This is a genomic window from Maridesulfovibrio sp. FT414, assembly GCF_050916235.1.
In the GTDB taxonomy this organism is placed as follows: domain Bacteria; phylum Desulfobacterota; class Desulfovibrionia; order Desulfovibrionales; family Desulfovibrionaceae; genus Maridesulfovibrio.
This window is the reverse complement of the sequence record NZ_CP104854.1, coordinates 1,789,560-1,813,990: the sequence shown is the minus strand read 5'-3', so window position 1 is coordinate 1,813,990 and position 24,431 is coordinate 1,789,560. Positions and strand designations below refer to the sequence as shown.

The following is a 24,431-nucleotide window of genomic DNA, read 5'->3' as shown; positions in this document are numbered from 1 at the left end:
CTTTATGTGCGTATGTGGCGTACGCACTCCATTAAGTTCGATGCTTTTGGGTCTGCATTGATCTTACTTTTTTTTCAAGGAGAAATATCATGAAAGTTGCACTTCCTTCCAGAGATGGACAGGTGGACGGACATTTCGGGCATTGCGAAGCCTTCACCATCTTTACCCTGGATGAATCCAAGAATATCGTTGAAGAGGAAACCCTTACTCCTCCCCCCGGGTGCGGATGCAAATCCAACATCGTACCCACTCTTGCTGAAATGGGCGTTCAGGTCCTGCTGGCAGGAAACATGGGACAGGGAGCTGTGAACCTCTTGCAGAACAGCGGTATTCAGGTTATCCGCGGATGCAGCGGTGATCTGAAGGCCGCGGTAGCTCAGTGGAGCGCCGGCAATATCACCGACTCCGCAACCGTTTGTGACGACCACGAGTCCTGCGGTAATCACTAGGCCGAAACGCTTCGGCGTCCACGGCCCACAGAAAAAACTGGAGATCTAGAAACATGAATGAATGTCCCTGCGGTTCCGGTGCAGTTTACGAAAGCTGCTGTGAGCCATACATCACAGGCAAAGAGCCTGCCCCTACTGCTGAAGCCCTTATGCGTTCCCGCTATTCCGCTTTCGTTGTCAAACGGGTGGATTACCTCGGAGAAACTCTGGCTCCCGAGAGCAAGCACGACTACGATGAGGCACAGGTCAAGAACTGGGCGGAAACATCAACATGGCTCGGCCTGACCATTGTTTCTACCTCCAAGGGCCAGCCCGAAGACGAAAAGGGCGAAGTGGAATTCATCGCCAAGTTTCGGCAGCAGGGAGCCATTCATACCCATCACGAGGCCAGTGTCTTTGAAAAGCGTGAAGGCCGCTGGCTCTATGTGGACGGTGAAATAGTGCCTCCCATGCCCATCAAGAAAGACAAGAAAATCGGACGCAACGATCCCTGTCCCTGCGGCAGTGGTAAAAAGTACAAGAAGTGCTGCGGCTGATTGCCCGGTATTTAGTTCGAGATAAAAAACACCCCGGCGGAGAATTTTCTGCCGGGGTGTTTTTTGTTTGCAGAGTGTGCAGCTTTTTCAGCTGTCTCTCGTGCTTGAACCCTTTCTTGTGACTATTCCTACAGAAAAGGCCGACCTTCCCGTTTACCGGAAAAGTCGACCTTCTATGACTCTACAGTCGAAGCACTCCGCCTTTTGTAGACGGAGGATTCTATAACTACAGGATCTCGACCAGTTCGATCTCGAAGATCATGGTCTGCCCTGCGAGAGGGTGGTTGCCGTCGAGAACGACCTTCTGGTCGGTGACGGACTTGATGGTTACATTGGTGATGCCCTGTTCGGTGTTCACCTGAAGCATCATGCCCACCTGCGGGGTGATCTCCGGCGGAATCTGGTTGCGGTCCACTTCGAAGGTATGTTCGTCGTAATAGGGACCGTAGCCTTCTTCCGGGCTGATGGTGGCCTTTACCTTTTCGCCTACCGAGAGACCTTTGACAGCGTCTTCAAAACCCTTGATAAGCATCCCCTTGCCGAGAACAATCTCAAGAGGCTCGCCCCGTTTGTAGGAGGAATCGAATTCGGTGCCGTCTTCGAGAGAACCGGCGTAATGGACGCGGATTTTGTCGCCGTCTTTGGCTTGGGACATGGAAACTCCTTGTTTGTCGCGGGCGGACCCTATAGACCGCATTCCGCATTGTTTAGATCAAAAATTGTTATTTATCCCACTTGTCTGCGGGGATGGCTTCATCCACAAGCATGATGGGGATCTCGTCTTTCACCGGGTATACCACGTTGCAGGAATCACATTTAAGCCCGGTTTCGCCTGCCAGAAGCTCAAGCTCTCCTTTGCATTTGGGACAAACCAGAATATCAATCAGTTCTTTATTAAGAGCCATACTAAGGTACTCCTTGCGCATTGTTTGATCGGTATCCTATAACTATAGAAAACGAATTCCTCAACCCCGCAGTTTCCTCTGCCCCGAATGGGGAATGTATTGATGGACCCATTGTTTTTTCGGAGATCGCAAATGCCAGCTATTGACCTTCATACTCACTCCACCGCTTCCGACGGGACCATGACCCCTGCAGAGCTTGTTCGCGCTGCAAGGGAGGCCGGCCTTGCGGCCATCGCACTTACTGATCACGATACCATTGACGGATTGCCCGAGGCCCTTGAAGCCGGGGTCAAGGCCGGGATTGAGGTTGTCCCCGGCTGTGAACTCAGCGTGGAAACGGAAATCGGTGCCCTGCATATTGTCGGGCTTTGGGTAGACCCTTATTCATATACGCTGAAAAAGGCTTTTGATGAAATCCGCGAACGCCGCAGGAGCCGTAATGAGCAGATGGTCGCCAACCTAAGCAGGCTGGGTTTTGCTATATCCATGGAAGATCTGCAGGCTGAGGCCTGCGGAACCATCGGCCGTCCGCATATGGCCCGGGTTCTGGTTGCCAGAGGGCTTGTAAAGGATTTCGAACATGCCTTTGACGGGTTCCTGGGACGAAACGGAAAGGCTTACGTTCCCAAAGACAATATTTCAGATGTGGAAGCCTTTGAACTGCTCCACTCAACCGGGGCCACACCTATTCTGGCCCATCCTTTTCTGATCAGTCATAACGAGGATGAGCTGGAAAGCGAAGTCCGTCGGCTCAAAGAGCTTGGCCTTGAGGGGATTGAGGTATATTACAGCTCCCACACCATAGAGATGACCGGATTCATCAAGAAGCTGGCCAAGAAGTACAATCTGCTGCCCAGCGGTGGTTCGGATTTTCACGGGTATGTGAAGCCGGATATTCAGCTTGGCAAGGGAGTGGGGAATCTTTTTGTCCACAACAGTGTGCTTGACGGGCTGAAGGCCTACAGGAAGTCCAGAGGGCTTAAAATTTAATTATATTTTATCCAGAACAAACATGAACAATACCACAACTGAACGAAATGACGATAATTCCGGACCCGCGAGGTCCATACCGGGCAAAATGCCGGAACTGCTCTGTCCGGCCGGAAACATGGAAAAACTTGAAACTGCCGTCGCATACGGGGCTGACGCTGTTTATCTCGGAGCAGGGGGGCTGAACCTGCGTTCTGCCGGTGCAGGGTTCAAATGGGAAGAGTTGCCAAGAGCCTTCGAATTGACCAGGTCCAACAATGTTCAGGCTTATTTCTGCATCAATGCCTACCCCCGTGAAAAGAATCTAGATACAGTCCGGGCCGACATGGAAAAGCTGGCCCAATGCCCCCCGGACGGGCTGATAATTGCTGATCCGGGGGTGCTCATGATGGCCTCTGAGATTCTGCCCGATATTCCGGTGCATATCAGCACTCAGGCCAATACCGGCAACAGTGAAGCGGCCCGTTTCTGGAAGAAATTTGGAGCAGTGCGTGTTAACCTGGCCCGCGAACTTTCGGCCGCCGATGTGGCGGATATTGCTGCCCGCTGCCCGGACATCGAGCTGGAGATGTTTGTGCACGGGGCCATGTGCATGGCCATTTCCGGTCGGTGTTTTCTGAGCGCATGGCTCAATGACCGGTCCGCAAACATGGGCCGCTGTACCCACCCCTGCCGTTTTGAATACAAGGCTACAGGAATGCGGGTGGAAGAGAAGACCCGCCCCGGTCAGGATGTATGGGAAACCTTGGATCATGACGGGTATACCGAATTTTTTGCCGCTGAGGACCTCTGTCTGGTCTATTATGTGCGCATGCTTGCCAGAATGGGTGTTGCTTCCCTCAAGATAGAAGGGAGGACCAAAAGTTCCTCCTACCTTGCACAGGTCGTGGACGTATACCGTACGGTCATAGACACCGTGCAGCAGGGCGGACGTATGCCGGAAAACGCTATGAGCGAACTCGTCAACACAGCAACCCGTCCCTTGAGTACCGCCTTCTTCAGGAAGTCAGGTCCTGCAACCATTGCCCAGCCCCCTTCAGCGGAAGACCGCAAGCCGGTAACAGGCAGAATCCTTGAAAAACTGGGCGAGGACCGTTGGCTTATCTCGGTAAAGGCCCGCTGGGAGGACGAATGCAATGCTGAAATCATAGTTCCCGGCCTCAGGCGGCCTGAACTAGTAAGAGGCAGCTACCGTTTCGAGGCTGCAAACGGTGAAGCCAGAGATACCGTTCATTCCGGAACCGAAGCTGTACTGCGCTGCAGCCATCCTGACCTTCAATCCGGGCTGTTCATCCGTAAAGGCAAATAAAATTCATGCTGTGAAGATTGACCGCAGACATTTGTTTATATAACCATATTAGTAGGAAAGTGGAGAAGTTGAACTCCAGTCAGGAATTGCACTGCGTTGTGTAAGCAGTTTTTTAAATAGCAACATCAAGGGCAGAGCCATCAGTCAGCAGGCAGGCATATGCCGTGCTGCAGGCAGCCAGATTCAAGGAGGTTCCCTATGCTCGTCAAGAATTGGATGTCCAAAGAGGTCATTACACTCACTCACGATCGATCCATGATGAAAGCCGCCAAGCTGATGAAGGACAACGAAATAAGCAGGCTTCCCATTGTTGATGATGACGGGGTGCTTGTAGGCATAGTTTCTGACCGCGACATCAAGGAAGCATCTCCGTCCAAGGCCACTACTCTTGATATGCATGAGCTCTATTACCTGCTCTCCGAGATAAAGGTAAAAGATATCATGACCCGCAAGGTAATCACCGTCTCCGTTGAAGATACGGTTGAAAAAGCCGCAGTCATCATGGATGAGAACAAGATCGGCGGTGTTCCGGTGGTGGATGCGGACAACAAGTGCGTAGGCATCATCACCAATACCGATGTGTTCAAGGTCCTGATCAAGATTACCGGGGTTCTTCATGGCGGAGTCCAGATCGGTCTGGCCCTGTCCAACAAGCCCGGTTCCCTGAACGGGGTTCTGGACTACCTTAAGGACAACCACGCCCGGGTAATGTCTATCCTGACCTCCTACGAACCGGAGCAGGAAAATATGCGTCACGTGTTTATCCGTATCCACGACATGGACAAGGCCAGCCTGAACAAGATCAAGGAAGGACTGGCAGAGAAGTTCAACATGATGTTCTGGGTGCGTGATTCCGTTCACGGACTGACCGCCTGATTTCCAGGCCAATTGCAGACAGTAAGGGCCTCCGCGCGTAAGTGTGGAGGCCCTTTTTTCATGCGCAATCTTATTGCCGGCAATGGACACAAAGTTGTTTTTATGCCAAATGTTAGGTGTTGATTCCTCATTTAACACGGAGCTCGGCATGTCTGCAGCAGTCCTTAATTTTGATATCCGGGTCAAGGCGAGAATAATAGCCCAGTCCGCAGTGTGCTTTGCACTGGCAGTTGTTTTGCTGGCAGGGGGAGCATATGCATTCTACCACTTCAAATCCACCGAGGCCCAGAGGGAGCTCCGGACTCAGGCTGTAAGCGATATTGATACGGCACGCAGCCTTATCCTTGCGGAGCTGGAGGAGCCGCTGTCGGAACTGCTGTATCTGGCCAGTCTCAGCGAGGTGACAACGGCATTCACTTCGGTGATTTCTCCGGAGCATCTTTCTGATCTGGTAAGTCTTTCAGCCATAAAAAAGAAATACGATAAAATCAGGCTGATAGACCGTTACGGAATGGAAGTGGTCAGAATCAACTATGATGACGGTGCTCCAAAAGTAGTGCCGGAGAAGTCGCTGCAGTTCATCGGAACGCAGTATTATTTCCCTAGAATCAATTCCCTGGAAAAAGATCAGATCTACATTTCCCCTCTCGACCTGAACATTGAAGACGGGAAGGTCGAACTGCCGGTCAAGCCTGTTCTGCGTATTGCCCGACCCCTTTTCGATGAGAAGGGCAAAAGGCGTGGTGCCGCGGTGCTCAATTATTTCGGGGAACTCCTGTACCCCTATCTGGACGGCATCAACAGATCTCCGGGGGAACAGTTGTTCCTCTTAAATAAGGACGGATATTACCTGTATGGCGGAGCCCCGGACGATAACTGGGGTTTCATGTTCAGTGAGCGGGCCGGTAAGAAGTTCCAGTCATTGTATCCGCAGGAGTGGCAGAAAATGACAACCGGGGCTTCAGGTCAGTTCTCAACTCCTGCCGGGCTGTTCAGCTTTAATACAATCAATCTAGAAGATGTTGCCCTCAGCTCTTCAGCGAAGATTGTCAGCGATGCTGGTTCATGGAAACTGGTCTCGGTAATCCCCGGCAACGCCGTTGCGGCCGGGATGGATACGCTTTTCCATGATGTCATGAATTTTGTACTGCTGCTGACTGCAGCAGCAGGCGTTGTCAGTTTTGCCGTCGGTAAATTACGCATGGACAATGCCCGTGGTGAAATTGCCGTAGCTGAAATGACCAAATCCTATGAACGGTTTGTACCCCGTGAGTTCCTGCGTCTGCTGAACAAGGAGCGCTACCGCGACATAACCCTTGAAAGCAATGTCCGTAAGGCAATGGGTATCCTGTTCAGCGACATCCGCTCATACACCCAGATATCGGAGCAGATGGAACCTGAAGAAGTACTTAGTTTCCTGAACAGGTATTTTCAGGGAATCAGTCAGGCCATTGCCGATAACCGTGGTTTTGTGGATTCCTTTCATGGTGATGCCCTTCTTGCCTTGTTTCCGGAAACCCCGGATCAGGCTGTGCGCTCAGCCGTAGGCATGCGTCTGCATCTGAATGAATTCAATCGGGAAAGGGAGGAGCATGAGGAGCGGCAGATCGAAATCGGCATAGGCATACATTTCGGCGAAGTTACCCTCGGAACGGTAGGGACCACCTACCGCATGCAGGCGACCGTTATCGGGGATGCCGTCAATCTGGCCGCCCGCATAGAGTCGGTCACCAAGACATTCAAGATAGATATTGTCGTTACCGGCTCAGCGCTTGAGATGATGGAAAGTCCGGAGTCGTTTCATCTCCGTGAAATTGATACTGTAAGGGTCAAGGGCAAGGAACATCCGGTTGTGCTGTATGAGGTTTATGACCACAATGCTCCTGAAATACGCAAGACCAAAGATGAGCTGAAGCCGCTCATGGAGCAGGCTCTCAAGTGGTACAGGAAGGGTGATTTTCAGCAGGCTCTGGACATCTTCAAGGTCTGTGCAAACGCATGTCCTGAAGACAGCATCCCTCCCATATATATCAAGCGTTGCAGTACTTTTCTCCGTATTCCGCCCGGACCGGGGTGGACCGGGGTAAGTCCTGTTTAATTATATCAACAGGAGTGCATATGGCGTTCATTGATTGGGAAGACAAATATCGCATCAACGTGGCGGAGGTGGATGGACAGCATGAAGGGTTGTTCAGTATTCTCAACCGCCTGCACGAATCCCTGACCAACGGCGAGGATAAATCAATGCAGGCCGTCCTGCTGGATGAACTCATTGACTATACAGTGGAACATTTCGCAACAGAGGAAAGGTTGTTTCTCCAGACCGGTTTTCCAGGCTATGAGGAACACAAAAGGGTCCATGATGATCTTACCGGTAAGGCGGTCGATATTCAGGATGAATTCCGCAACGATAACGCGACAATTTCATTCGAGCTTCTGGATTTCCTGCACCAGTGGCTTACCGAGCACACTCTGGGGCTCGACCAGGAAGCCGGTGATCATCTGAACAGAAACGGCATCTACTGAAGCTGTATTTCTTTTATGCGACGTTATCTGCCGCGGATGGGAGTTCATGCCCATTTCGCGGCAGTCCTTTTTGACATATATCCTCCGGCATTCTATGTAGATGCAAGCTGACACGACCGCAGCAATTCAAATCATCCCGGAGGAATTCCATGTCCCTTAGCAACAGATTCATCTGCGCAATCATTATTGCCCTTTCCCTTGCCGCAAGCGGCTGTCAGTCCGCCTATTACAAGACCATGGAGAGTTTCGGCTATCACAAGCGGGACATTCTTGTCTCAAACGTGGAAAAGGCCCGTGAATCGCAGGAAGAGGCCAGCGAACAGTTCAAGAGCGCGCTGGAAAAATTCAGTGCCCTGACCGGATTTCACGGGGGCGACCTGCAGGAGATCTACGAACGCCTCAACGATGAATACGAACGCAGCGAAGCAGCGGCATCTGATGTAAAAAAACGTATCAATGCTGTTGAACAGGTGGGTAATGACCTTTTTGAGGAGTGGAATGATGAGCTTGCGCAGTATACAAGTTCAAAGCTCCGCAACGAGAGCAGGGTCAAGCTCTCCAAGACCAAAAGCAAGTTCAAGAGACTTGTGGCGGCCATGCGCAAGGCTGAAAAGAAGATCGATCCAGTTCTCAACGTGTTCCTCGACAACGTTCTCTATCTCAAGCACAACCTCAATGCTCAGGCCATTTCTTCACTCAAGAGCGAGCTTGACAGCCTTGAAGGCGACATCGGACGTCTTGTGAAAGAAATGCAGGTTTCCATCGCCGAAGCGGATGCATTCATCAAGGAACTCAAGAAGAACTAAGCCGGATGTTTCATCAAAGGATGCCGCCGGCGGCTTCAACCGCTGTTCAGGTAGTGATGCGGCCACAGACATTTTTGAGCAGCTAAAGAAAATCCCCGGACCATAACGGTCCGGGGATTTTTTGATGTACATAAAAAAGCCTGTCCCCCTCCGGACAGGCTCGCTCTTTACTCGTTGACCGCGTTCAGATGCTTCTGAATATACTCCAGCTTGTCTTCGGAGTACAAAGCGGCCTCTTCGGCCAATGCTTTGGCGAAAAATGTAAGCAGGTTGTCAGTGTCGAGTCCGAGCATGATGGAACCGTTGGAAACCATGCAGATTTCATCCTGGTCCTCCAGCAGGTAGGCCCGTCTCTCCCTTTTGATTCCGTCCCCGTTGACCACGCTGTAACCGGTTCTCCCCTGCTCGGTACTGTAAATCTTTTCAGATACCAGCTCCCCGGTGTTCTCGTCGAAGTTCAGGGATTCTTTATCCAGTTTCCCGGTGAAGGAAATCTGGCCGCCGAAATCATTTTCCAGAGTCACCCTGCGCAGGGCAGCCTTCTTTTTCATGTCTTGTCCACCGATGCTTCTCAAATGGGCAGTTTGAGTTGTTCAGGCCCTTCGTCTTTGTCCTTCTCAACCTTCTCCTTCTTCCGGGGGGCATTAAGACCGGATTCGATATACTCCAGCAGGGATCTTTCCGGTACACGCCACTGACTTCCTACTTTGATACCGCGAATCCTTCCCTCCTGAATAAGCCGGTAGGCTGTTCTAGGATGGATTCTCAGCGTGTCAGCGATCTCACGCACCGTGTAGAGTGTAGGCGAGGGAGTCAAAGACTTGTCCTGATTTTTCAAAATTACACTACAATTTGTTCCTTATGACATTATTTGTCAAAAAATGTCAAAGAAAGACATCCGAGTGCATAAATTTCTGCCACAACACTACAACAGGCATCAAGCTATTTGAAATTGCATGGGAAATAGCTGTCGGACAGCAGCATGTCGGGGAAGAACCGCAAGCTGAACGGAAAATAAAAAATTAAAAAAAAGCAGATCCGCTGTAAAAAAAAGCCCCTCCGACTCAGTCGAAGGGGCTTTTTGAAAACCATCAGGCAATATTTTCAGGTGGGGAGTTCTCTGGCGTGTAGCCTTTAAAAACGCAGTCTTTCGTCGCGAGGCCAGTAGCCGTTATAGTCGTAGCACAGGTATATTGTGAACTTGCGTGCCGGCTTGCCTCGGAAGGTTGTCTGAATATGGATGGGCGGGCTGATGCGCTTGAACATCCTGCTCAGCTCCCTGTCCGGTTCTCCTTTGAAGTTCTTGAGCACGTACACGCAGTCCCAGCCGATTTTGTCCTCAGGTCCGGGCCAGAGGTCGTACTGGTTCATGCGACGGTCGATCCAGGCACAGTAGGTGCGGGGCTGTCCGGGAACATAGAAGGCCAGAGCGGCAGTCATGTCGTACAGTTCGCTCATGATGAAGACTTTTTCCGGATCTTCGAACTGGGTCTTTTCCAGCTCAATCACCTGCTGCCCGAGGTCATTCCAGCCTTTCAGGCGGTGGGTGGGGTTGAGGCTGTCCGGAAGCGGGACAAGGTTCTGGAAATGAAGAACCACGAAAATGAGAACACTCAGGAACAGCCACATGGAACGCATGCGACCCCTGCGGCTCCAGAATCTTTCAAAGGTGATCCCGGCGATCATTACTCCGCTGACATAGGATATTACCGCCCAGTTGCCGAGGACCTTGGCATGGAAGCTCCACAGGAAAAAGAACAGCCAGACGGGCAGGAAAAACACAGCCAGAAGCGCGGACTGCCTGTTGTTGAGGCCGAGCCTGTTGTCGTTCTTGTTGCCGAGAATAAAGCGCAGAGCCGCAACTCCGCCGATGAACATGAAAACTATCCACCACGGTGCCGCCATGCCTGCCTGTTCGCCGAGGAACGGGAGTACCCTGTCGAAACGGAGCAGGTGTGAAGCCTTGTCTCCGGAAGCACCGATAAGGTGCAGGACATGCTTGTATCCGACAAAGCCGTTCTGCATGTTCCAGATAAGCGTCGGCAGGAAGCCAAGGAACATCCCGCCGCCAAGGGCGAGGAACAGCTTGCGCCAGAATCCTTGCGGAAGCCTTTCTCTGCGCATGAGCAGCAGGCCGTACATTACGGACAGCCCCGCGAAACCGAGCATGGTATATTTGGCCAGTATGCCTATGGCCAGAAATACTGCAATCAGGATAAACGGCTTGTTGCGGGATTCGTTGGAGTCCCGTTCAATTCCCGGAGGATGAGGCCGTGAAGCCTCGTAAAGAGCGAAAAGCGCACAGGCCCAGCAGAGGATGAACGGGTTGTCGGTGGTCATCAGGATGCCGAGGGCCAGAAAGACCGGCATGGAGTTGTAGATGATCAGGGTCCATATTGCTGCAGCGGGTTTTTTCCACAGTCTGGTCATGCCGAGGAAAAGAACCGTCTGGGTCAGGAAAGAGCCGACAACCGAGCCGAAGCGCACCCCGAATTCGGTATTGCCGAAAATGGATGTGAAAGTGGAGATTATCCAGGCGATCAGCGGGCCCTTGGAATAGTAGGTCAGTTGGAGGTGCCGGGTCCAGTCCCAGTACTGGGCTTCGTCCTGAACAAGATTGAGCTGCCCTGTGCCCAGAAACCAGATCCGCGCAAAAGTTGTGAAAATAATTATGCATACAGCCCAGATTGCGGGCTTGTTTCTGAATGAATCGGATAGTGATGACACTTTAAGCGACCTCCTTGCGGGGAAACCTTTAGCCGAGCGTGCCGGATATGACAACTCCGGGAGTTCCAAAAATAAACCCCCGGAATACGGGGGCTGGCGAAAAATATAGTTGCAGCCGAAATCAGAGACCGAGGCTTTTGATGCGGTCTTCTGGCTTGATGATTTCAGTTACCCTGAAACCGAAATTTTCATTGATAACAACCAGTTCTCCTCTGGCGACAAGACGACCTTCCACATACATGTCCAGGGGTTCCCCGGCAAGCTTGTGAAGTTCGATAACGGTTCCCTGACCGAACTGGATGATTTCATTGACCAGAAGCTTGGTCCGGCCCATTTCAACCTTGATTTCAAGGGGAATATCAAGAATTCGTTTGAGACTGGGATCAGCTGCCATTTAACTCTCCGAACTTACGTGATTTGAACTTTTTCAAGTCTAGCCCAAAAATAAATAAACAACCAGCAAAACAACTGAAGGAAGTTTCCAGACTTCCGAACCTGAATCAGCAGGTTACGGCAAAGTAGGTGACGCCGACAAAAAGCAGGCTGACTGCACGCAGAGCCTGATTGTAGACGATCAGTTTGAGGGCCATGCGTCCGCGGAATATCCCGGCATAGTAGGGCAACTGGTGGCGCAGGGCCCGCATGGGCGTGGACAGGATGTTCCCGGCCATCAGCGCAAGTACAATGCTGTGCGGCTCAAGCGTACCGGCACCGAGCAGGGAACCGGCAGCGGCCAGACCGGCGGTGAACTCTGCGGCAAGGCTGAAGGCGATGATCCCGAAAACCTGCGGATCAATCCAGCCCAGAAACGAGAGGTGTTCGCTCATGTAGCTCTGGAAGGCCGTAAAGACCCCGTAGTGGCGTAAAAAGAAAAAGGTGACGTAGATGGGCACGGTGATGAAAATTACCCGTGGAAGGCGTTTCCTGAGCCTTTTAAGCGCCTTGCCTAGTATCCCGGTCAGGGAGTTGGGTTCCTGCTCCTTCAAGCGGCTGAGGACGTCCGGGCAGCAGGTCTCCGGGGGCAGGGTCAGCCTGCCCCAGAGGACAATTGCCCCGGTGCGTATAATTGCCGCAATGAATGTCAGCCCCACATAGACAAAGGCCACGCTGCCGATGAATGGCGCGGCAATGAAAAATACCGTGGGCATGTGCAGGAAATAGGTGGGCAGGCTGTTGAACAGGTTGGAAACCACCAGCTCCCGGTCGGAAATGTCACCCTTTTCATAAGCCTCGGAAAGCATGGAGTTGGCGGCAACTCCGGAGAAGAATGCCAGCGCGAAACTAGCTCCGCTGATGTCCTTCAGCCGCCCGGCACGAATGAGCGGAGTCGCAAGTCGCCCCATAGCCCTTGTCCAGCGCAGTCCTTCAACGATGTTTCCGGCCAGCAGCCCGAGGCAGATGAAGAGAATGAGTCGGATCAGGGGCCAGCCGAGCCCGCTCCAGAGCATTTCAGGGGAAAGAGACAAATATCAACCTACTTTGTTTTCCAACGGTCAGGTTTAGTGGTGCTCAGCAGGGAGTTGCTGTTCTTTATTGCTTCTGCTGCCTCAAGCTCGACAAGCGCAGATCTGAAATCCTTTTCCTCGCCGTTCCATTTGGAAAGGCAGCCGTCGATGGAGATGCTTTCCGGTTTTGCTGTGCAGTTCTTGTCGGGATCGATTTTTCCGACTTCCTGCCCTTCAATGAGCAGGAAAAGGGAGACAGCTTCAACAGAGAGTCCGAGATCAAATATGCTTTTGGCCATTGTGTCCTCCGTATTTGGTTGGTCTGGAGGCAAAAGTATACCCTAAACGGAGCGAGAGCCAGATAAAAATGATTCCGCCTCTGCCCGTTGCACTGTCTGGCCGGGGCCTATTTGAAGCTGCAATCTGAATTGCTGCAGGAGATGGTTCCCAGAGTTGTTCCGGAAGGGTCCTTGAGTACACATCTGTCAAGGGGAGCTCCGCTCTGCTGGTAATACTGGGCAAGGGTCTCCATCAGTTTCAGGTTTGCAGATGCGGATTTACCCTGAAGGGCTTCCCTGCTGACTGTAGCGAAAAGGGTGGAGCTCTTGGTGCTGGATTTTGAAATCAGCTTGTTGCCTGTTGCGGTCCGCAGGCTGCGGAATCTTTCAAGACCGTCCAGCTTGTAGCTGTAGGCATCCAGTTTCTTGGTATAGAGCGTCACGCCGGGATTCAGTTTTTTGAGTGCTGAATAACCGTTGACGTTATCCTGCAAGAGGTAACCGGGAAGAGACTGCACATAGCGCATGAGCAGTTCCTCTTCCGTTTCGTGGAGGGCGTCACTGTATTCTTCAGGGCAGTCCGACTCTCTGGTTTCAAGATCACTGCTGTAGGCTATTATGCAGAATTTCTTTTCCGGGCGGGTAGTTTTCTCTGCCACTGCGGAGAGAAATTTTTCGGCTGTGGCAAGGGGAGTCTTTCCGGCGGTTACAAAAAGATAGAAATCCTTCTTGATTTTGAGGTCGATGATGTCCCTGTCCTTTGCGGCCAGCTCCTCGCTTTTGGCGATGAACTCATTACGGTCTTTTATGAGCTGTATTCTCTGCTCATAGTGAGCCTTTCTTGCAGCATAATAGGAATTGGCCGGGGACATTTCGCAGAGAACTTCGTAGCCGCGCAGATTTTCTTCAACCTCCACCGGGCTCAGGTCATGCACGTACTTGTAAAGCATGGTGGCGATGTTACCCTTGTTCAGGGCATCGGCCGTTCCGCTTTTGATAACGTCTAGGTTGCTGTTCATTACTGCTACAGCCGTTCCGGAATAATCACACCGGCTGTTGCTGCCGCTTTTGCGCAGGGCCTTTATCTGAGAGACCGCTTTGATGCTTTGCGCTTTGTCGGATGAATCCAGAATTGCCAGATAGCCTTTTTCAGTCTGCTCCACGGCTTTGACGCCGGAAACCTGCTTCAGGCTGCCTATGAACCGGGAAGCACAGTCGTCCTGGGCAGATGCCGGCAGGACTGTAAACAGGATGAAGAGCAGGGTGGGCAGGAATAATCTGGTTTTCATGGCTATCTCTCTCAGTTGGTGCGGTCCTGATTGTCGCGGTTGTCGCCGGGGTGCCTACAGCACTCCCAGTGATTTGAATTTAAGGTATATCTCCCGGCTGACCCAGGCATCTGTTGCAGCATATGTGATCTGCTGCGGGGTCAATTCCTTGCGGCCCCAGTTGGAGCACTGAACCCCTTTGGAAATGCGGAAACCCAGCAGGTTTGCGGCAAGATTGCGCAACCCGTTGGTCTGCATTTCAAGCGATCTTGCAAGGTCGCCGAGGTCCACGAAGCCCCGCCCTTCGAAGGGGGAAATCTGTCGCAGCTCTTTTACGTCGTTGATTACCGCCACGCCGGTCTTGATTATGTCGGCAGAGGAAAGGAGCTTCTTTATGCAGTCTGAAAGGGAAATATGGTTCAGATGCAGGAGATAGACGCAGTCTTCCGTTGCAAGCTGGATAAGTGATGGGGGGTAGGATACCCCTTTGCGGAAAACCGGCCTTGTTTCAGTATCAAAACCCAGCAGACGGCAACTGCTGATCTCAGCGATGGCTGCGGGAACATCTTCTTCGGAATCTATCAGTTTGATAGGTCCATCATATTGTTGCAGCGGAAGGTCGTTGATTTCTGATTTGCTGAATTTTCTTTTATAAATTTCTGGTATCTGCATAAAAAATGGAATGGGTCCCGGTATTGGTTGAAAATATCCTGCCACAATGCGCGACAGATCATTCCCACCGGCCCGTGATGCTTCAGGGGTTCCTGAAAAATCACGGGCGGGCAGGATTCAATCTGGCTGTTCGCCCGCACGGCATCCGGTGGTCGGCACACTATGTGGAGCACGTCTCTGAAGCGGTCAGCTTCTTCTGGCCCGACCATGATACTGTGATTGTCCTGCTTTTGGATATTAAGCTATCCGGAGTTCGTCAACCCTATGTAACATTTTCCGTGTGTAAAGACCGGGAAACACCTACTGGTGTTCCCTGGTCTTATGGAATCTGATTTTGGGCCATTCCTCTTCCGCCTGCTGCAGACGCCACTGGCTGGGCGCCAGGAAGGTCAGGTTGTCGTCACCGTCAAGGGCGACAAAGCGGGGGTAGCGTTTTTTGATACCGTCGAGTTCACGGGGGTCGTCACTGCTCAGCCAGCGGGCGGTGTGGTATTCAACCGGCTCGTAAAGGGCGGCGACTCCGTATTCGTCCTTCAGGCGTGAGATGATCACGTCGAACTGGAGCATGCCTACTGCACCGAGGATGTTGTCGTTGTTTCCGAGCGGCTTGAAGAGCTGTACGGCTCCTTCTTCGGCCAACTGGTGCAGCCCTTTGTTGAGCTGCTTGCTCTTGAGGGGGTCCTTGAGGATCACCCGGCGGAAATGTTCTGGAGCGAAGTTGGGAATACCGGTGAATTTAAGCTCTTCCTTTGTAGTGAAGGTGTCGCCGATCTTGATGGTGCCGTGGTTGTGTACACCGATGATGTCACCGGGAAAGGCCTCTTCAACACCGGTACGGTCCTGCGCCATGAAGATGGTCGCGTTGGCGATCTGAACTTCCTTGCCGATACGATGGTGTCTGACCTTCATTCCGCGCTTGAACTTGCCGGAGCAGATGCGCATGAAGGCGATGCGGTCGCGGTGGGCAGGGTCCATGTTTGCCTGAATCTTGAACGCTACAGCGGAAAATTCGCTTTCAAAGGGGGATACTTCACGGGTGGTCGTGGCCCGCGGACGAGGATGGGGAGCCAGTTCAACAAAGGAGTCCAGCATTTCCTGCACCCCGAAGTTGTTGATGGCGCTGCCGAAGAACACCGGTGTCTGTTTCCCGGCAAGGTAACGTTCCTTGTCAAAAGGATAGCCCGCGCCGTCGAGGAGGTCGAGTTCCTCGCGCAACTGGTCGGCCTGATCGCCCAGAAGTTCGTCAAGACGGGAGCTGCTGAGGTCCTTGATCACCTCGCCTTTCTGGATGCCGCCGCCGTGGACGGCGGAGAAAAGATGCAGTTCGCCTTTGTGGATGTTGTAGGTTCCCTTGAAGTCCGCCCCCATTCCGATGGGCCAGCTCAGAGGAGCGCACTCGATTTTGAGTGTGTCTTCAATGTCCTGGAGCAGTTCAAAGGGGTCGATGCCTTCGCGGTCCATTTTGTTGATGAAGGTGATGATCGGAGTGTCGCGCATGCGGCAGACGTCCATGAGCTTCTTGGTCTGGACCTCTACACCCTTGGCGCAGTCGATGACCATGAGTGCGGAGTCCACTGCGGTGAGCACGCGGTAGGTGTCTTCCGAGAAGTCCTGGTGACCAGGGGTATCAAGCAGGTTGACTTCGTAGTTGCGGTAGTTGAACTTCATTACCGAAGTGGTGACGGAAATGCCGCGCTCCTGTTCCATGGCCATCCAGTCGGAAGTGGCATGACGGTTGGCTTTGCGGGATTTGACGGTTCCGGCCATCTGGATGGCTCCGCCGTAGAGGAGCAGTTTTTCGGTCAGGGTGGTCTTACCTGCGTCAGGGTGGCTGATGATGCCGAACGTTCTTCTGCGTTCGACTTCTTTTCTCAGATTGGCGTCTACGGTCTGGGACATGATATATTTCCTGTGTATTCTTATTGTTCTGAAAGGACCGGTGAGCAGTGGAAAGGCATTTTGCCCGAATTGATGGTATTAGTATACTCACCGCATGTGCTGGGAAGTGCGTATCAGGATTGGCGCAAAGGTCAAGTGCAAGTTTGTCGCTTCCGCCAGCGGGATTGCTTTTTTTGTGTTCTGCTGTCTATTTGCATGCAGGAGTTTTGCTGTTTCAAAATGTGGAAATGGATTGCAAAAGGGGTTATGCTTGTAATCCAGCATTAAGTTAAAGGCAGGTGGAGAATGATCAAGAAAGCCAGTTTACGTTTGTTGCAGCGTCCGGCCATGCCGGAAACGGTTTTACCGGCCGGAATTTATCGCAGGAGTTCCCTTGCGGAGGATCTTGACGAAGCAGGCAACAGCGGATGTACGTTGGACGGGCCGCTGCTCATGAATATTCTGGTCAAATATTTCCATGCATACGTCTATCCAGGATCGCATGAGCGTGAGCTTGACCTGAAGGATGTATCCCTGCTCTTTGACCAGTTCGTACACCGCAGGCTGGGCAGTGATGTCCTTGAGGACTGCGGGGAGCTGCGCCGTCAGCTGCTGTCATACGGGTTTGCCCTGTGCATGCTGGCGGACCTGCCCAAAAGTGCCCATATTTTTAAAACTATCGCCGAAGCCGGACCGATGATCGGCGGTGACGTTTTTACAGGTCTGGACATCGGCTCCGGAACCGGAATCCTGATGCTGGCCATGTCTGTACAGGCGAAGCGTAACGGATTTTCCGGTGTCTCGCTGGTGGGAATAGAACGCAACCAGATAGTTGCAGAGCGCACCAATGATGTTCTTGGCCGCATGGGACTCGGCAACGTGATAGTGGCGGATGCCAAGAAAACGGACAGTTATGGCTTTCTTAAGGACCGGCAGCTGCATTATGTGAGTAATGAAACCCTGCCAAGCGTAAATCACAGCCTCTGGAAAGAGGATTTCATTTTCATAAGCAAGACCCTGTTTGACGGTTTTCCCGAACAGACTTCCTATGCCTCATTTTTCCCGGAGGCGGTACTTGTGGGGCGCAGCCCTTCGGAAATGCTTACCGTGCTGGACAGTTCGAACGGGTTTCAGCTGCATAGTGAAAAGTATCCACTGCGGCTTATGAAGCCTTATGCAATCAGCCTTTCCGGGGTTATGACTCCCCTCGAAGCCGTGGGGCAGGAGTACGGACAGTTCATATCCCCCTCATGGTCCACAGCCCTGACCCGCAGGTGGTGATCTGAGTTATTCTATGGGGCCGAGGTAGTCTTCCAGAGCCTTGAGCAGTTTTTTCTTTTTGACCGGCTTGGCCATGTGGGCGGTGCAGCCGCAGTCGAGGCATTTCAGCTCATCCTCCTTGAACGCATTTGCGGTCAGGGCCATGATCGGTGTCTGGCTGAGTCCTTTGTCTGCTTCATATTTCCTGATTTCTCTGGTCGCCTCATAGCCGTCCATGACCGGCATCTGGATGTCCATCAGCACCATGTCATATTCTCCGGCCATGTATTTTTCCACCCCTTCCTTTCCGTTCTCCGCATAGGTGAGCTGGTAGGGCGTTTCTTTAAGGAACAGGTCGATAACAATCCTGTTGTCTTCCGAATCCTCTACAAGAAGTATGGAGCCGGTCTTGGCGGTTGGGTATTCCTGCTGCTCTGATTCGTCCTTCCTGTCCTCGGAGAGAGGGACCATGGACTGTTCAAGGTCTTCATCAAGGTTGTCCGGCAGCATGCAGTACGCGCTTGCATACCTGATGTCTTCAACTACAGCCAGAGGATGAACCGGGCGGTGAACGTAGGTCGCACCAAGCTGCTTGGCTCGTGCAGTGGCTCTGGGCTGGGGTCTTGCATCCATGATCATGATCAGCTTCCAGTTCCGGCAGAGGGCTCTTTTCAGCTTTTTGAGGGTTTCAAAACAGTCCTCGTCTCCAGAAGGGGTTCCGACAACAAGGACCAGATCCGCAGCATCCGAGCTGGCGAGTTTCTCTGCGGCAGGAACAGCCTGATCAAGGTCTGCAGCAGTGATTACACGTGCTCCCAGATCAGTAAGCCCTTTGAAAAGAAACTCCCTGCTGACTGACTCCCTGTCCACCAGCAGGATGCTGGTTCCCTCAAGCGGCGGCTCCTGTTCCGGCTGGACCGGGAAGCCAACCCTGACTGTGAAGGCAAAGGTTGAGCCTTTCCCCTGCTCACTGCTGACAAATATTCCGCCCTGCATGCTTTCCACCATGCGGTTGCATATGGACAGCCCCAGACCCGTGCCCCCGAAATTTCTGGTTGTTGAGGAGTCCGCCTGAGAAAAGGTGTCAAAGATGGAATTGAGCTTGTTTTCTGGAATCCCGATTCCAGTATCACTGATGAGTATTCGCAGCAGCGAGCTTTCGGTCAGGTCCGCTTCAAAAGTGATGGTTCCATTTTCAGTGAATTTCAGTGAGTTGCCGACGAGGTTGACAAGAACCTGCCTGAGCTTGGTGGGGTCCCCGGTAATTATGCGCGGGACATTCGGGTGCAGGTACCAGCAGAAATCAATGCTCTTGGCCTGGGCTCTGAGTGCAAAAATAGATCCGACCTCCTCAAAGAGTTCCTCGATGTTGAAGTCGATCTCTTCAAGGTTGATCTGGCCTGCCTCGATCTTGGAAAGGTCAAGAATATCGTTGATCAGCAGGAGGAGGTTTTCGCCAGCGTTTTTAAACAGTTTTACGTAGTTTCGCTGGGCCTTGTTGAGCTTTGACTCCCAGAGCATGTCGGCCATGCCCAGAATGGCGTTCATGGGGGTGCGTATTTCATGGCTCATGCTGGCAAGAAAGTCGCTTTTGGCTTTGTTGGCGGCGTCTGCGGCAACCTTGGCCCGTTCCAGTTCGCGGGATTTTCTTTTTTCAGTAATGTCTTCAAGGACTCCTTCGATACTGTTCCCGCTTTCTCCTCCGTCCCGGTGAAGTGTTGCGGTCATGCTTATCCATATGGGCGTCCCGTCCCGGCGACGCATCTGTACTTCCCGATCTCTTAAGGTGTGGCTGTCAAAGAGTTCCCTGAGCAGTTGCTCATGAGTACCGGGGTCGACAAACAGCGAGCGCAGGGGAGTCATCCTGAATTCAGCCCAGTTATGGTGCCCGAACATTTCCGCCAGAGCCCGGTTGCCTTTTACCAGTCGTCCTTCCCGGTTGGCCTCGGCCCGGAATGCGCCGACATTGATGCTTTCCAGCAGGGTGCGGTGCTGGGTCTCTGAATCCCTTAGGTCGGAATACAGGCGGGCATTCTGGATGGAGATAGCTGCCTGTGAGCAGAGTAGGTTCAGCACTTCAAGCCGGTCTTCAGTAAATACTCCGGGGCTGAGATTGTTCTCAAGGTAGAGCACTCCGCGCATGATCTGCTGGTTGACCACCGGCATTGCCAGCACTGATTTTGGTTTAATCCGTATTATGTAGCTGTCGATTGTAAACGGTCCCTGACTCCCGGCATCACGCAGCACGATATTGTCTTTTGAGCGCAGCACGTAGTTCACGATGCTCTTGCAGTACAGTTCCTGCTCCTGATCCGGTCTGATCTGGGTGGTAATTCCGTGAGCTGAAACATAGGCGTGTGCAGTCTGCTCAAGACTGTTCTTGTTGTGCAGCAGCAGGGTGGCTTTCTGGGCTCCGGCGTTTTCAATGACAATACGCATCAGCTTGTCCAGAAGCCTGTCCAGAACGATTTCCCCGGAGATGGCCTGCGAGGCCTTGACCACGGCGGAAATATCGAGCGAGTTCGAGTTTCTGGAGTGCTCCTGCGTGGCGCTGGTATCAATGCCTGAATAGATCTGCCCGAGCTCATTCTGGAGCATCCTGTGATCATTCATGAGTCGCTGAACTTTTGCCGTTGCCCCCCATTTCTCATAATGGCCGCATGCTTCCGTCACAAGGGCCAGCCCGGATCTCCTGCCGCCGATACTGAAATGGAAGCTGGAAGCAAGCTCACAGGCCAGCCCGGCAAATGCGCTGGAGCCGAGCTTGATGCAATAGCGGATGGCTTCCTCATAAAGGGTGATGGCTTCACTCATCTTTCCGGTAAGCCTGGAAAGTTCGGCCCTGCCCAGCAGGTACATGTGCCTGAAGTTTTCAGGGCAGCTTGACTGCCAGCGATCCATTCGCGCGAGTGAATCCTTGATCTGCCTGAGGTATTGTTTCTGTTTTTCAGCAGGAGCATCGCCGTAAACAGCAGCCATGTTGAGGATGCTGAAAAAATGGAAAACCGGGACAAGGTACATGCCGAACAGGGATGTCTCGATTTTGTCGTAGATAGTCTCTATGTAGTCCAGTGCCTTGGCGTGGTGCCCGAAAAAGGAAAGCGCGATGATTTTGGAAAGCCCGGTCCAGTGCTCAACGACTTCGGAACCGCTGCTTCTGGCCATGTTGACAAGTCTGGATTCCTGAAAGGTGTCGTCATCAAGATAGCCGGGGGTAAAGGTCTTTCCCTGCAGGCTTCGGCACAACTGCAGCATCATGTTGAGCGTGCCTCTGGCCAGCGAATTTTTGTTCTTGCTTATGAAGCCGGTGAACTTGTCCGCCGAGTTGTAAACGTCTGCAATGGAGCTGCCATGCAGAAAGTGGCTGTAGACAATGAAGTAGGTACTGTAGCGGGCGTATGTGTTGTCTCCGTGGTGCAGGCCGCTCTGGTAGGCTGTGTCCAGAGTCTTGATGTTCTGTTGTATGGATACGTGCCAATGGTCGTGCATTGCCCCGCGGAGCATGTTGATTTTAGCTTCCAGTTCGGAGTTGTTGAAGCGCTTGTTGAGCTCAACTGCCAGCAGGGTGAATTCCCGGGATTGCTCGAAGGAGAACTCTTTTGCTGCCAGGTACATGGCATAGAACATATACCCGTATGCTGAGGCCGGAGCATTGCCGTATTTCATGGATAGCCGGATCATTTTCAGGATCATGAAAAAGACCAGCTTCTTGTTGAACATGTATGCCGGGGCAATTGTGTACATCAGCAGGCGCATGGTCTGCTGCCTGTCCGGGTCTTCCATCTGCGGAAGGTGCAGCAGAAACTTGGCGCTCTTGTTGCGCAGGGCCAGTTTTGTTTTCAGCAGTTCAAGGGCCAGGGTTCCTTTGCCGATGTTTTCCGGAATGGCTACGCCGTGCAGGGCGAGCATCTCAATGCCGATCTTTACCGCTTCGTGGTAGCGGCTCTGGTCGAAGTAAAGCTGTATGCGCGCAATATTTGCGGTGGCGATGTCGTTGCGGGATTCAGCGTGTTGAATGATCCTGTTGAATATGTACTCCGACTGTTTGGTCGACCCGTTGAGATATTCGCATTCAAACCAATCCAGATGGAGATTGAATGCTTTCCGGTAATCTCTGCTCCAGTAGTCCTCTCCCAGCAGTCTGAAGGCGGTGGCAATGTGTCTGGCGGCAAGTTCAAAAGCGGAGCTGCGCTTGGCCTTGCTGCCGGAGGCCAGAAATATATCGGCCACAGTATCAAGCTCCTGCCGCTCGTGTATTTCACTCAGGCAGAAGCTGTACTGTGCCGCAATTTCAAAGGCCAGATCGCTGATTTCGCTCTCATTGAAAATATCAAGCATGGCCCTGCCGATCCTGAGATGGATCTCGGACCTTTCGGGTTTGTCCAGCATGGAATACGCGGCCTGCTGCACCCGGTCATGCATGAATGAAAAATAGAGCGGTCCGCCGTGGCAGTGCTCAAGGCTGATGACTGCTGCGGGGATGTCGGCATCAGAGACTATCAGTCCTTCCTGAAGCGCGATGTTCAGGTAATCGGTGATCACGTCCTCCGGGGTATCAAGTACGGCCAGGAGGATGCGCAGGTCGAATTTGCCTCCGATACATGATGCCGTCTTGAGAATTTCCTGCCCCTCAAGGGGCTGGGCCATGATCTTGTCGACCATGAGCTCCACGATATTGCCGTCCATGGAGATGTCGCGGATGGCTTTGATGTCCCATTCCCAACGGTTGGCGCTGCTGTTGAACTCGATCATTCCAGCCCGGTAAAGGTTGCGGATGTATTCGCGCACGAAGAGGGGATTGCCCCCGGTCCGGTTGAATACGAGCCTGGTCAGTTCCTCGGTCCTTTTCCTGTCCGCACGCAGTGTGCGGCTGATAAAACCGTGAACATGGCGTAGCTTGAGCCGGTCAAGGGTTATGGTTTCGACGCATGAACTCAGCTCTTCAATCTCTGTGAGCATGGACAGTACGTTACTGTTCAGGGGCTGGTCTGTCCTGTATGCTCCTATGAGCATCAGATAGGACGTCTCACTGTCATCCAGCAGCCTTTTGATGAGCTGGACCGTTGAGGCATCTGTCCACTGCAGGTCGTCAAGGAAGACGACCAGAGGCCTGTCCATGTTCGGAAATGCCTTGATGAAGCTCTTGAAGGTCTGGTTGAATCTGTTTCTGGACTCGGCTGAGGGCAGCTCTGCGGGGGCAGGCTGCTTGCCGATGAGCTGCTCAAGTTCGGGGATTACTTCCGTGATCAACCCCGCGTTGCGGCCCAGAACTCCGGTTATGCGTGCCTTCCATGCCTCTATTACCGGTGCGGGGCTGCTCAGCTTCTTGCGCAGCATCTCCTGAAAGGCCTGAATCAGGGCGCTGTACGGCCGGTTGCGCTGATACTGGTCGAATTTCCCGGAAATGAATTCCCCGCGCTCTTTCAGGATCAGTTTGCTTATGGAGCGGATCAGCGTCGTCTTGCCGCATCCCGGCTCTCCCCGGACCATGACCACTTCACAGCTTCCCAGCGATGCCCTGTTGTAGGCGGAAAGGATAAGCTCTTTTTCGTCCTTGCGCCCGAAGAGTCTTCTTGAAAGGGTGAAGGTGTCCGAAATATCCTGATTTCCTGCGGTAAATGCTTCCTGCCCATCATCTGTGGAAAGTATCCTGAGGCAGGACTTGAGATCCTGAATGATCCCGTGGGCAGACTGGTAGCGGTCTCCGGGATTCTTGGCCAGCAGCTTGAGAATGACGTCGGAGACCGAGGGGGGAACATCCGGGCTTATCTTGCCCGGGACCGGTGGTTCCTTTGCAAGATGGCTGTGGATCAGTTCAAGGGCGTCGTCGGCAACGAACGGAGGGTTGCCGGTAAACAATTCGAAGAGGGTTACTCCAAGGGAATAGAAATCGGAGCGGCGGTCCAGTTCTCCGCTGATGCGCCCGGTCTGCTCCGGGGATATGTAGGGAAGGTTCTCATCAGAAATAAGCCCTGCGTTAGACCCTGAAACGGTTTCAGAAATGCGTATGCAGTGCTGCAGGTTGGTAAGAACGGCATTCCCCAGATCCTCGGACACTGCAACGCTGGCCGGGCGGATATTACGGTGCAGGAATCCCTTTGCATGTATCTTGCTCAGCGATGTTGCAACCTTGATGGCGATCCTGATCTTGTCCCGTATACCGGTGAGGTTGTCCTTGATCAGTTGCGTCAACAAAATGTACCCCCGGTCCTCAAGAACCAGAACAAGGGAGTTGTCTGTGCGGTGCAGGGTTACAGCCTGAATTATGGCGGAATTACCGATTTCCTGCGATGTGGCGAACTCGTTTTTCATTCCTGCCAGCAGGCGCGGGGAGGGGAGCTCGGAATTCGGATATTTGATGAGCACAGGAAAGTCGTCATAGCCCCTTACTGCCCGGCAGAGATTCATCTCCTGTCCGTTGTGCATGGGCTGGAAGTTCTCGTAACCTGCAAGGGTGATCGTTTTTGGCATCTCTTTCTGAAGCATTTCCATGTGCCGGCTCACGC

General features: G+C 52.7%; 20 protein-coding genes and 1 pseudogene. 9 read left to right on the top strand and 12 right to left on the bottom strand.

Going from position 1 to position 24,431, the window contains the following annotated elements:
- The first annotated feature begins 89 nt into the window (after positions 1–89).
- Together N7E73_RS08075 and N7E73_RS08070 are read left to right on the top strand one after the other, a co-directional pair.
- A complete protein-coding gene (locus tag N7E73_RS08075; RefSeq protein WP_432738542.1) occupies positions 90–449 on the top strand; it encodes a NifB/NifX family molybdenum-iron cluster-binding protein in 360 nt (119 codons plus the stop codon).
- Between the two features lie 53 nt (positions 450–502).
- A complete protein-coding gene (locus N7E73_RS08070; protein ID WP_432738541.1) occupies positions 503–985 on the top strand; it encodes a YchJ family protein in 483 nt (160 codons plus the stop codon).
- Between the two features lie 226 nt (positions 986–1,211).
- Here the strand turns inward: N7E73_RS08070 and N7E73_RS08065 are convergent, their stop codons facing one another.
- Together N7E73_RS08065 and N7E73_RS08060 are read right to left on the bottom strand one after the other, a co-directional pair.
- Positions 1,212–1,640, bottom strand: coding sequence for an FKBP-type peptidyl-prolyl cis-trans isomerase (locus tag N7E73_RS08065; protein WP_432738540.1), 429 nt, complete (start codon positions 1,638–1,640; stop codon positions 1,212–1,214).
- Between the two features lie 67 nt (positions 1,641–1,707).
- Positions 1,708–1,890 (bottom strand): Trm112 family protein, encoded by a 183-nt coding sequence (locus N7E73_RS08060; protein WP_432738539.1) that lies wholly within the window; start codon positions 1,888–1,890, stop codon positions 1,708–1,710.
- A gap of 132 nt (positions 1,891–2,022) precedes the next feature.
- On the opposite strand from N7E73_RS08060, the gene N7E73_RS08055 reads away from it, so the two are divergent.
- The 6 genes from N7E73_RS08055 to N7E73_RS08030 all read left to right on the top strand — a co-directional run bounded on the left by N7E73_RS08055 (position 2,023) and on the right by N7E73_RS08030 (position 8,397).
- Positions 2,023–2,880: a PHP domain-containing protein gene (locus N7E73_RS08055; protein WP_432738538.1), complete on the top strand. Its 858-nt coding sequence runs from the start codon at positions 2,023–2,025 to the stop codon at positions 2,878–2,880.
- 22 nt (positions 2,881–2,902) lie between these two features.
- A complete protein-coding gene (locus N7E73_RS08050; protein WP_432738537.1) occupies positions 2,903–4,189 on the top strand; it encodes a peptidase U32 family protein in 1,287 nt (428 codons plus the stop codon).
- Positions 4,190–4,387: 198 nt separating this feature from the next.
- A complete protein-coding gene (locus N7E73_RS08045; protein WP_432738536.1) occupies positions 4,388–5,065 on the top strand; it encodes a CBS and ACT domain-containing protein in 678 nt (225 codons plus the stop codon).
- A 148-nt stretch (positions 5,066–5,213) separates the two neighbouring features.
- Positions 5,214–7,163 (top strand): adenylate/guanylate cyclase domain-containing protein, encoded by a 1,950-nt coding sequence (locus N7E73_RS08040; protein WP_432738535.1) that lies wholly within the window; start codon positions 5,214–5,216, stop codon positions 7,161–7,163.
- A 20-nt stretch (positions 7,164–7,183) separates the two neighbouring features.
- The gene (locus N7E73_RS08035; RefSeq protein WP_432738534.1) at positions 7,184–7,591 is read left to right on the top strand and encodes a bacteriohemerythrin; all 408 of its coding nucleotides are present in this window, start codon (positions 7,184–7,186) and stop codon (positions 7,589–7,591) included.
- A gap of 149 nt (positions 7,592–7,740) precedes the next feature.
- Positions 7,741–8,397, top strand: coding sequence for a DUF2959 domain-containing protein (locus N7E73_RS08030; RefSeq protein WP_432738533.1), 657 nt, complete (start codon positions 7,741–7,743; stop codon positions 8,395–8,397).
- A gap of 167 nt (positions 8,398–8,564) precedes the next feature.
- On the opposite strand, the gene N7E73_RS08025 is transcribed toward N7E73_RS08030, so the two are convergent.
- The 9 genes and pseudogenes from N7E73_RS08025 to N7E73_RS07985 form a co-directional block, all read right to left on the bottom strand.
- On the bottom strand, positions 8,565–8,948 hold the full coding sequence (locus N7E73_RS08025) for a hypothetical protein (RefSeq protein WP_432738532.1): 384 nt from the start codon (positions 8,946–8,948) through the stop codon (positions 8,565–8,567).
- A 20-nt stretch (positions 8,949–8,968) separates the two neighbouring features.
- Positions 8,969–9,214 (bottom strand): helix-turn-helix domain-containing protein, encoded by a 246-nt coding sequence (locus N7E73_RS08020; RefSeq protein ID WP_432738531.1) that lies wholly within the window; start codon positions 9,212–9,214, stop codon positions 8,969–8,971.
- A 317-nt stretch (positions 9,215–9,531) separates the two neighbouring features.
- A complete protein-coding gene (locus N7E73_RS08015; RefSeq protein ID WP_432738530.1) occupies positions 9,532–11,124 on the bottom strand; it encodes an ArnT family glycosyltransferase in 1,593 nt (530 codons plus the stop codon).
- 121 nt (positions 11,125–11,245) lie between these two features.
- A pseudogene (gene fliN / locus N7E73_RS08010) lies at positions 11,246–11,491 on the bottom strand (flagellar motor switch protein FliN); the annotation flags it as partial.
- Between the two features lie 133 nt (positions 11,492–11,624).
- Entirely contained in the window at positions 11,625–12,590 is a 966-nt protein-coding gene (locus tag N7E73_RS08005) for a hypothetical protein (protein ID WP_432738529.1), read from the bottom strand.
- 8 nt (positions 12,591–12,598) lie between these two features.
- Complete coding sequence (locus N7E73_RS08000) at positions 12,599–12,868, bottom strand: hypothetical protein (RefSeq protein WP_432738528.1); 270 nt, start codon at positions 12,866–12,868, stop codon at positions 12,599–12,601.
- A gap of 107 nt (positions 12,869–12,975) precedes the next feature.
- Positions 12,976–14,136, bottom strand: a complete 1,161-nt coding sequence (locus tag N7E73_RS07995; RefSeq protein WP_432738527.1) for a hypothetical protein — start codon at positions 14,134–14,136, stop codon at positions 12,976–12,978.
- A 54-nt stretch (positions 14,137–14,190) separates the two neighbouring features.
- Positions 14,191–14,787 (bottom strand): 3'-5' exonuclease, encoded by a 597-nt coding sequence (locus N7E73_RS07990; protein ID WP_432738526.1) that lies wholly within the window; start codon positions 14,785–14,787, stop codon positions 14,191–14,193.
- A gap of 300 nt (positions 14,788–15,087) precedes the next feature.
- Positions 15,088–16,686 carry a peptide chain release factor 3 gene (locus N7E73_RS07985; RefSeq protein ID WP_432738525.1) on the bottom strand — a complete coding sequence of 533 codons (1,599 nt, stop codon included), beginning with the start codon at positions 16,684–16,686 and terminating at the stop codon, positions 15,088–15,090.
- Positions 16,687–16,971: 285 nt separating this feature from the next.
- On the opposite strand from N7E73_RS07985, the gene N7E73_RS07980 reads away from it, so the two are divergent.
- On the top strand, positions 16,972–17,946 hold the full coding sequence (locus N7E73_RS07980; RefSeq protein ID WP_432738524.1) for a hypothetical protein: 975 nt from the start codon (positions 16,972–16,974) through the stop codon (positions 17,944–17,946).
- Between the two features lie 6 nt (positions 17,947–17,952).
- Here the strand turns inward: N7E73_RS07980 and N7E73_RS07975 are convergent, their stop codons facing one another.
- A complete protein-coding gene (locus N7E73_RS07975) occupies positions 17,953–24,417 on the bottom strand; it encodes an AAA family ATPase (protein WP_432738523.1) in 6,465 nt (2,154 codons plus the stop codon).
- Positions 24,418–24,431 lie beyond the last annotated feature (14 nt).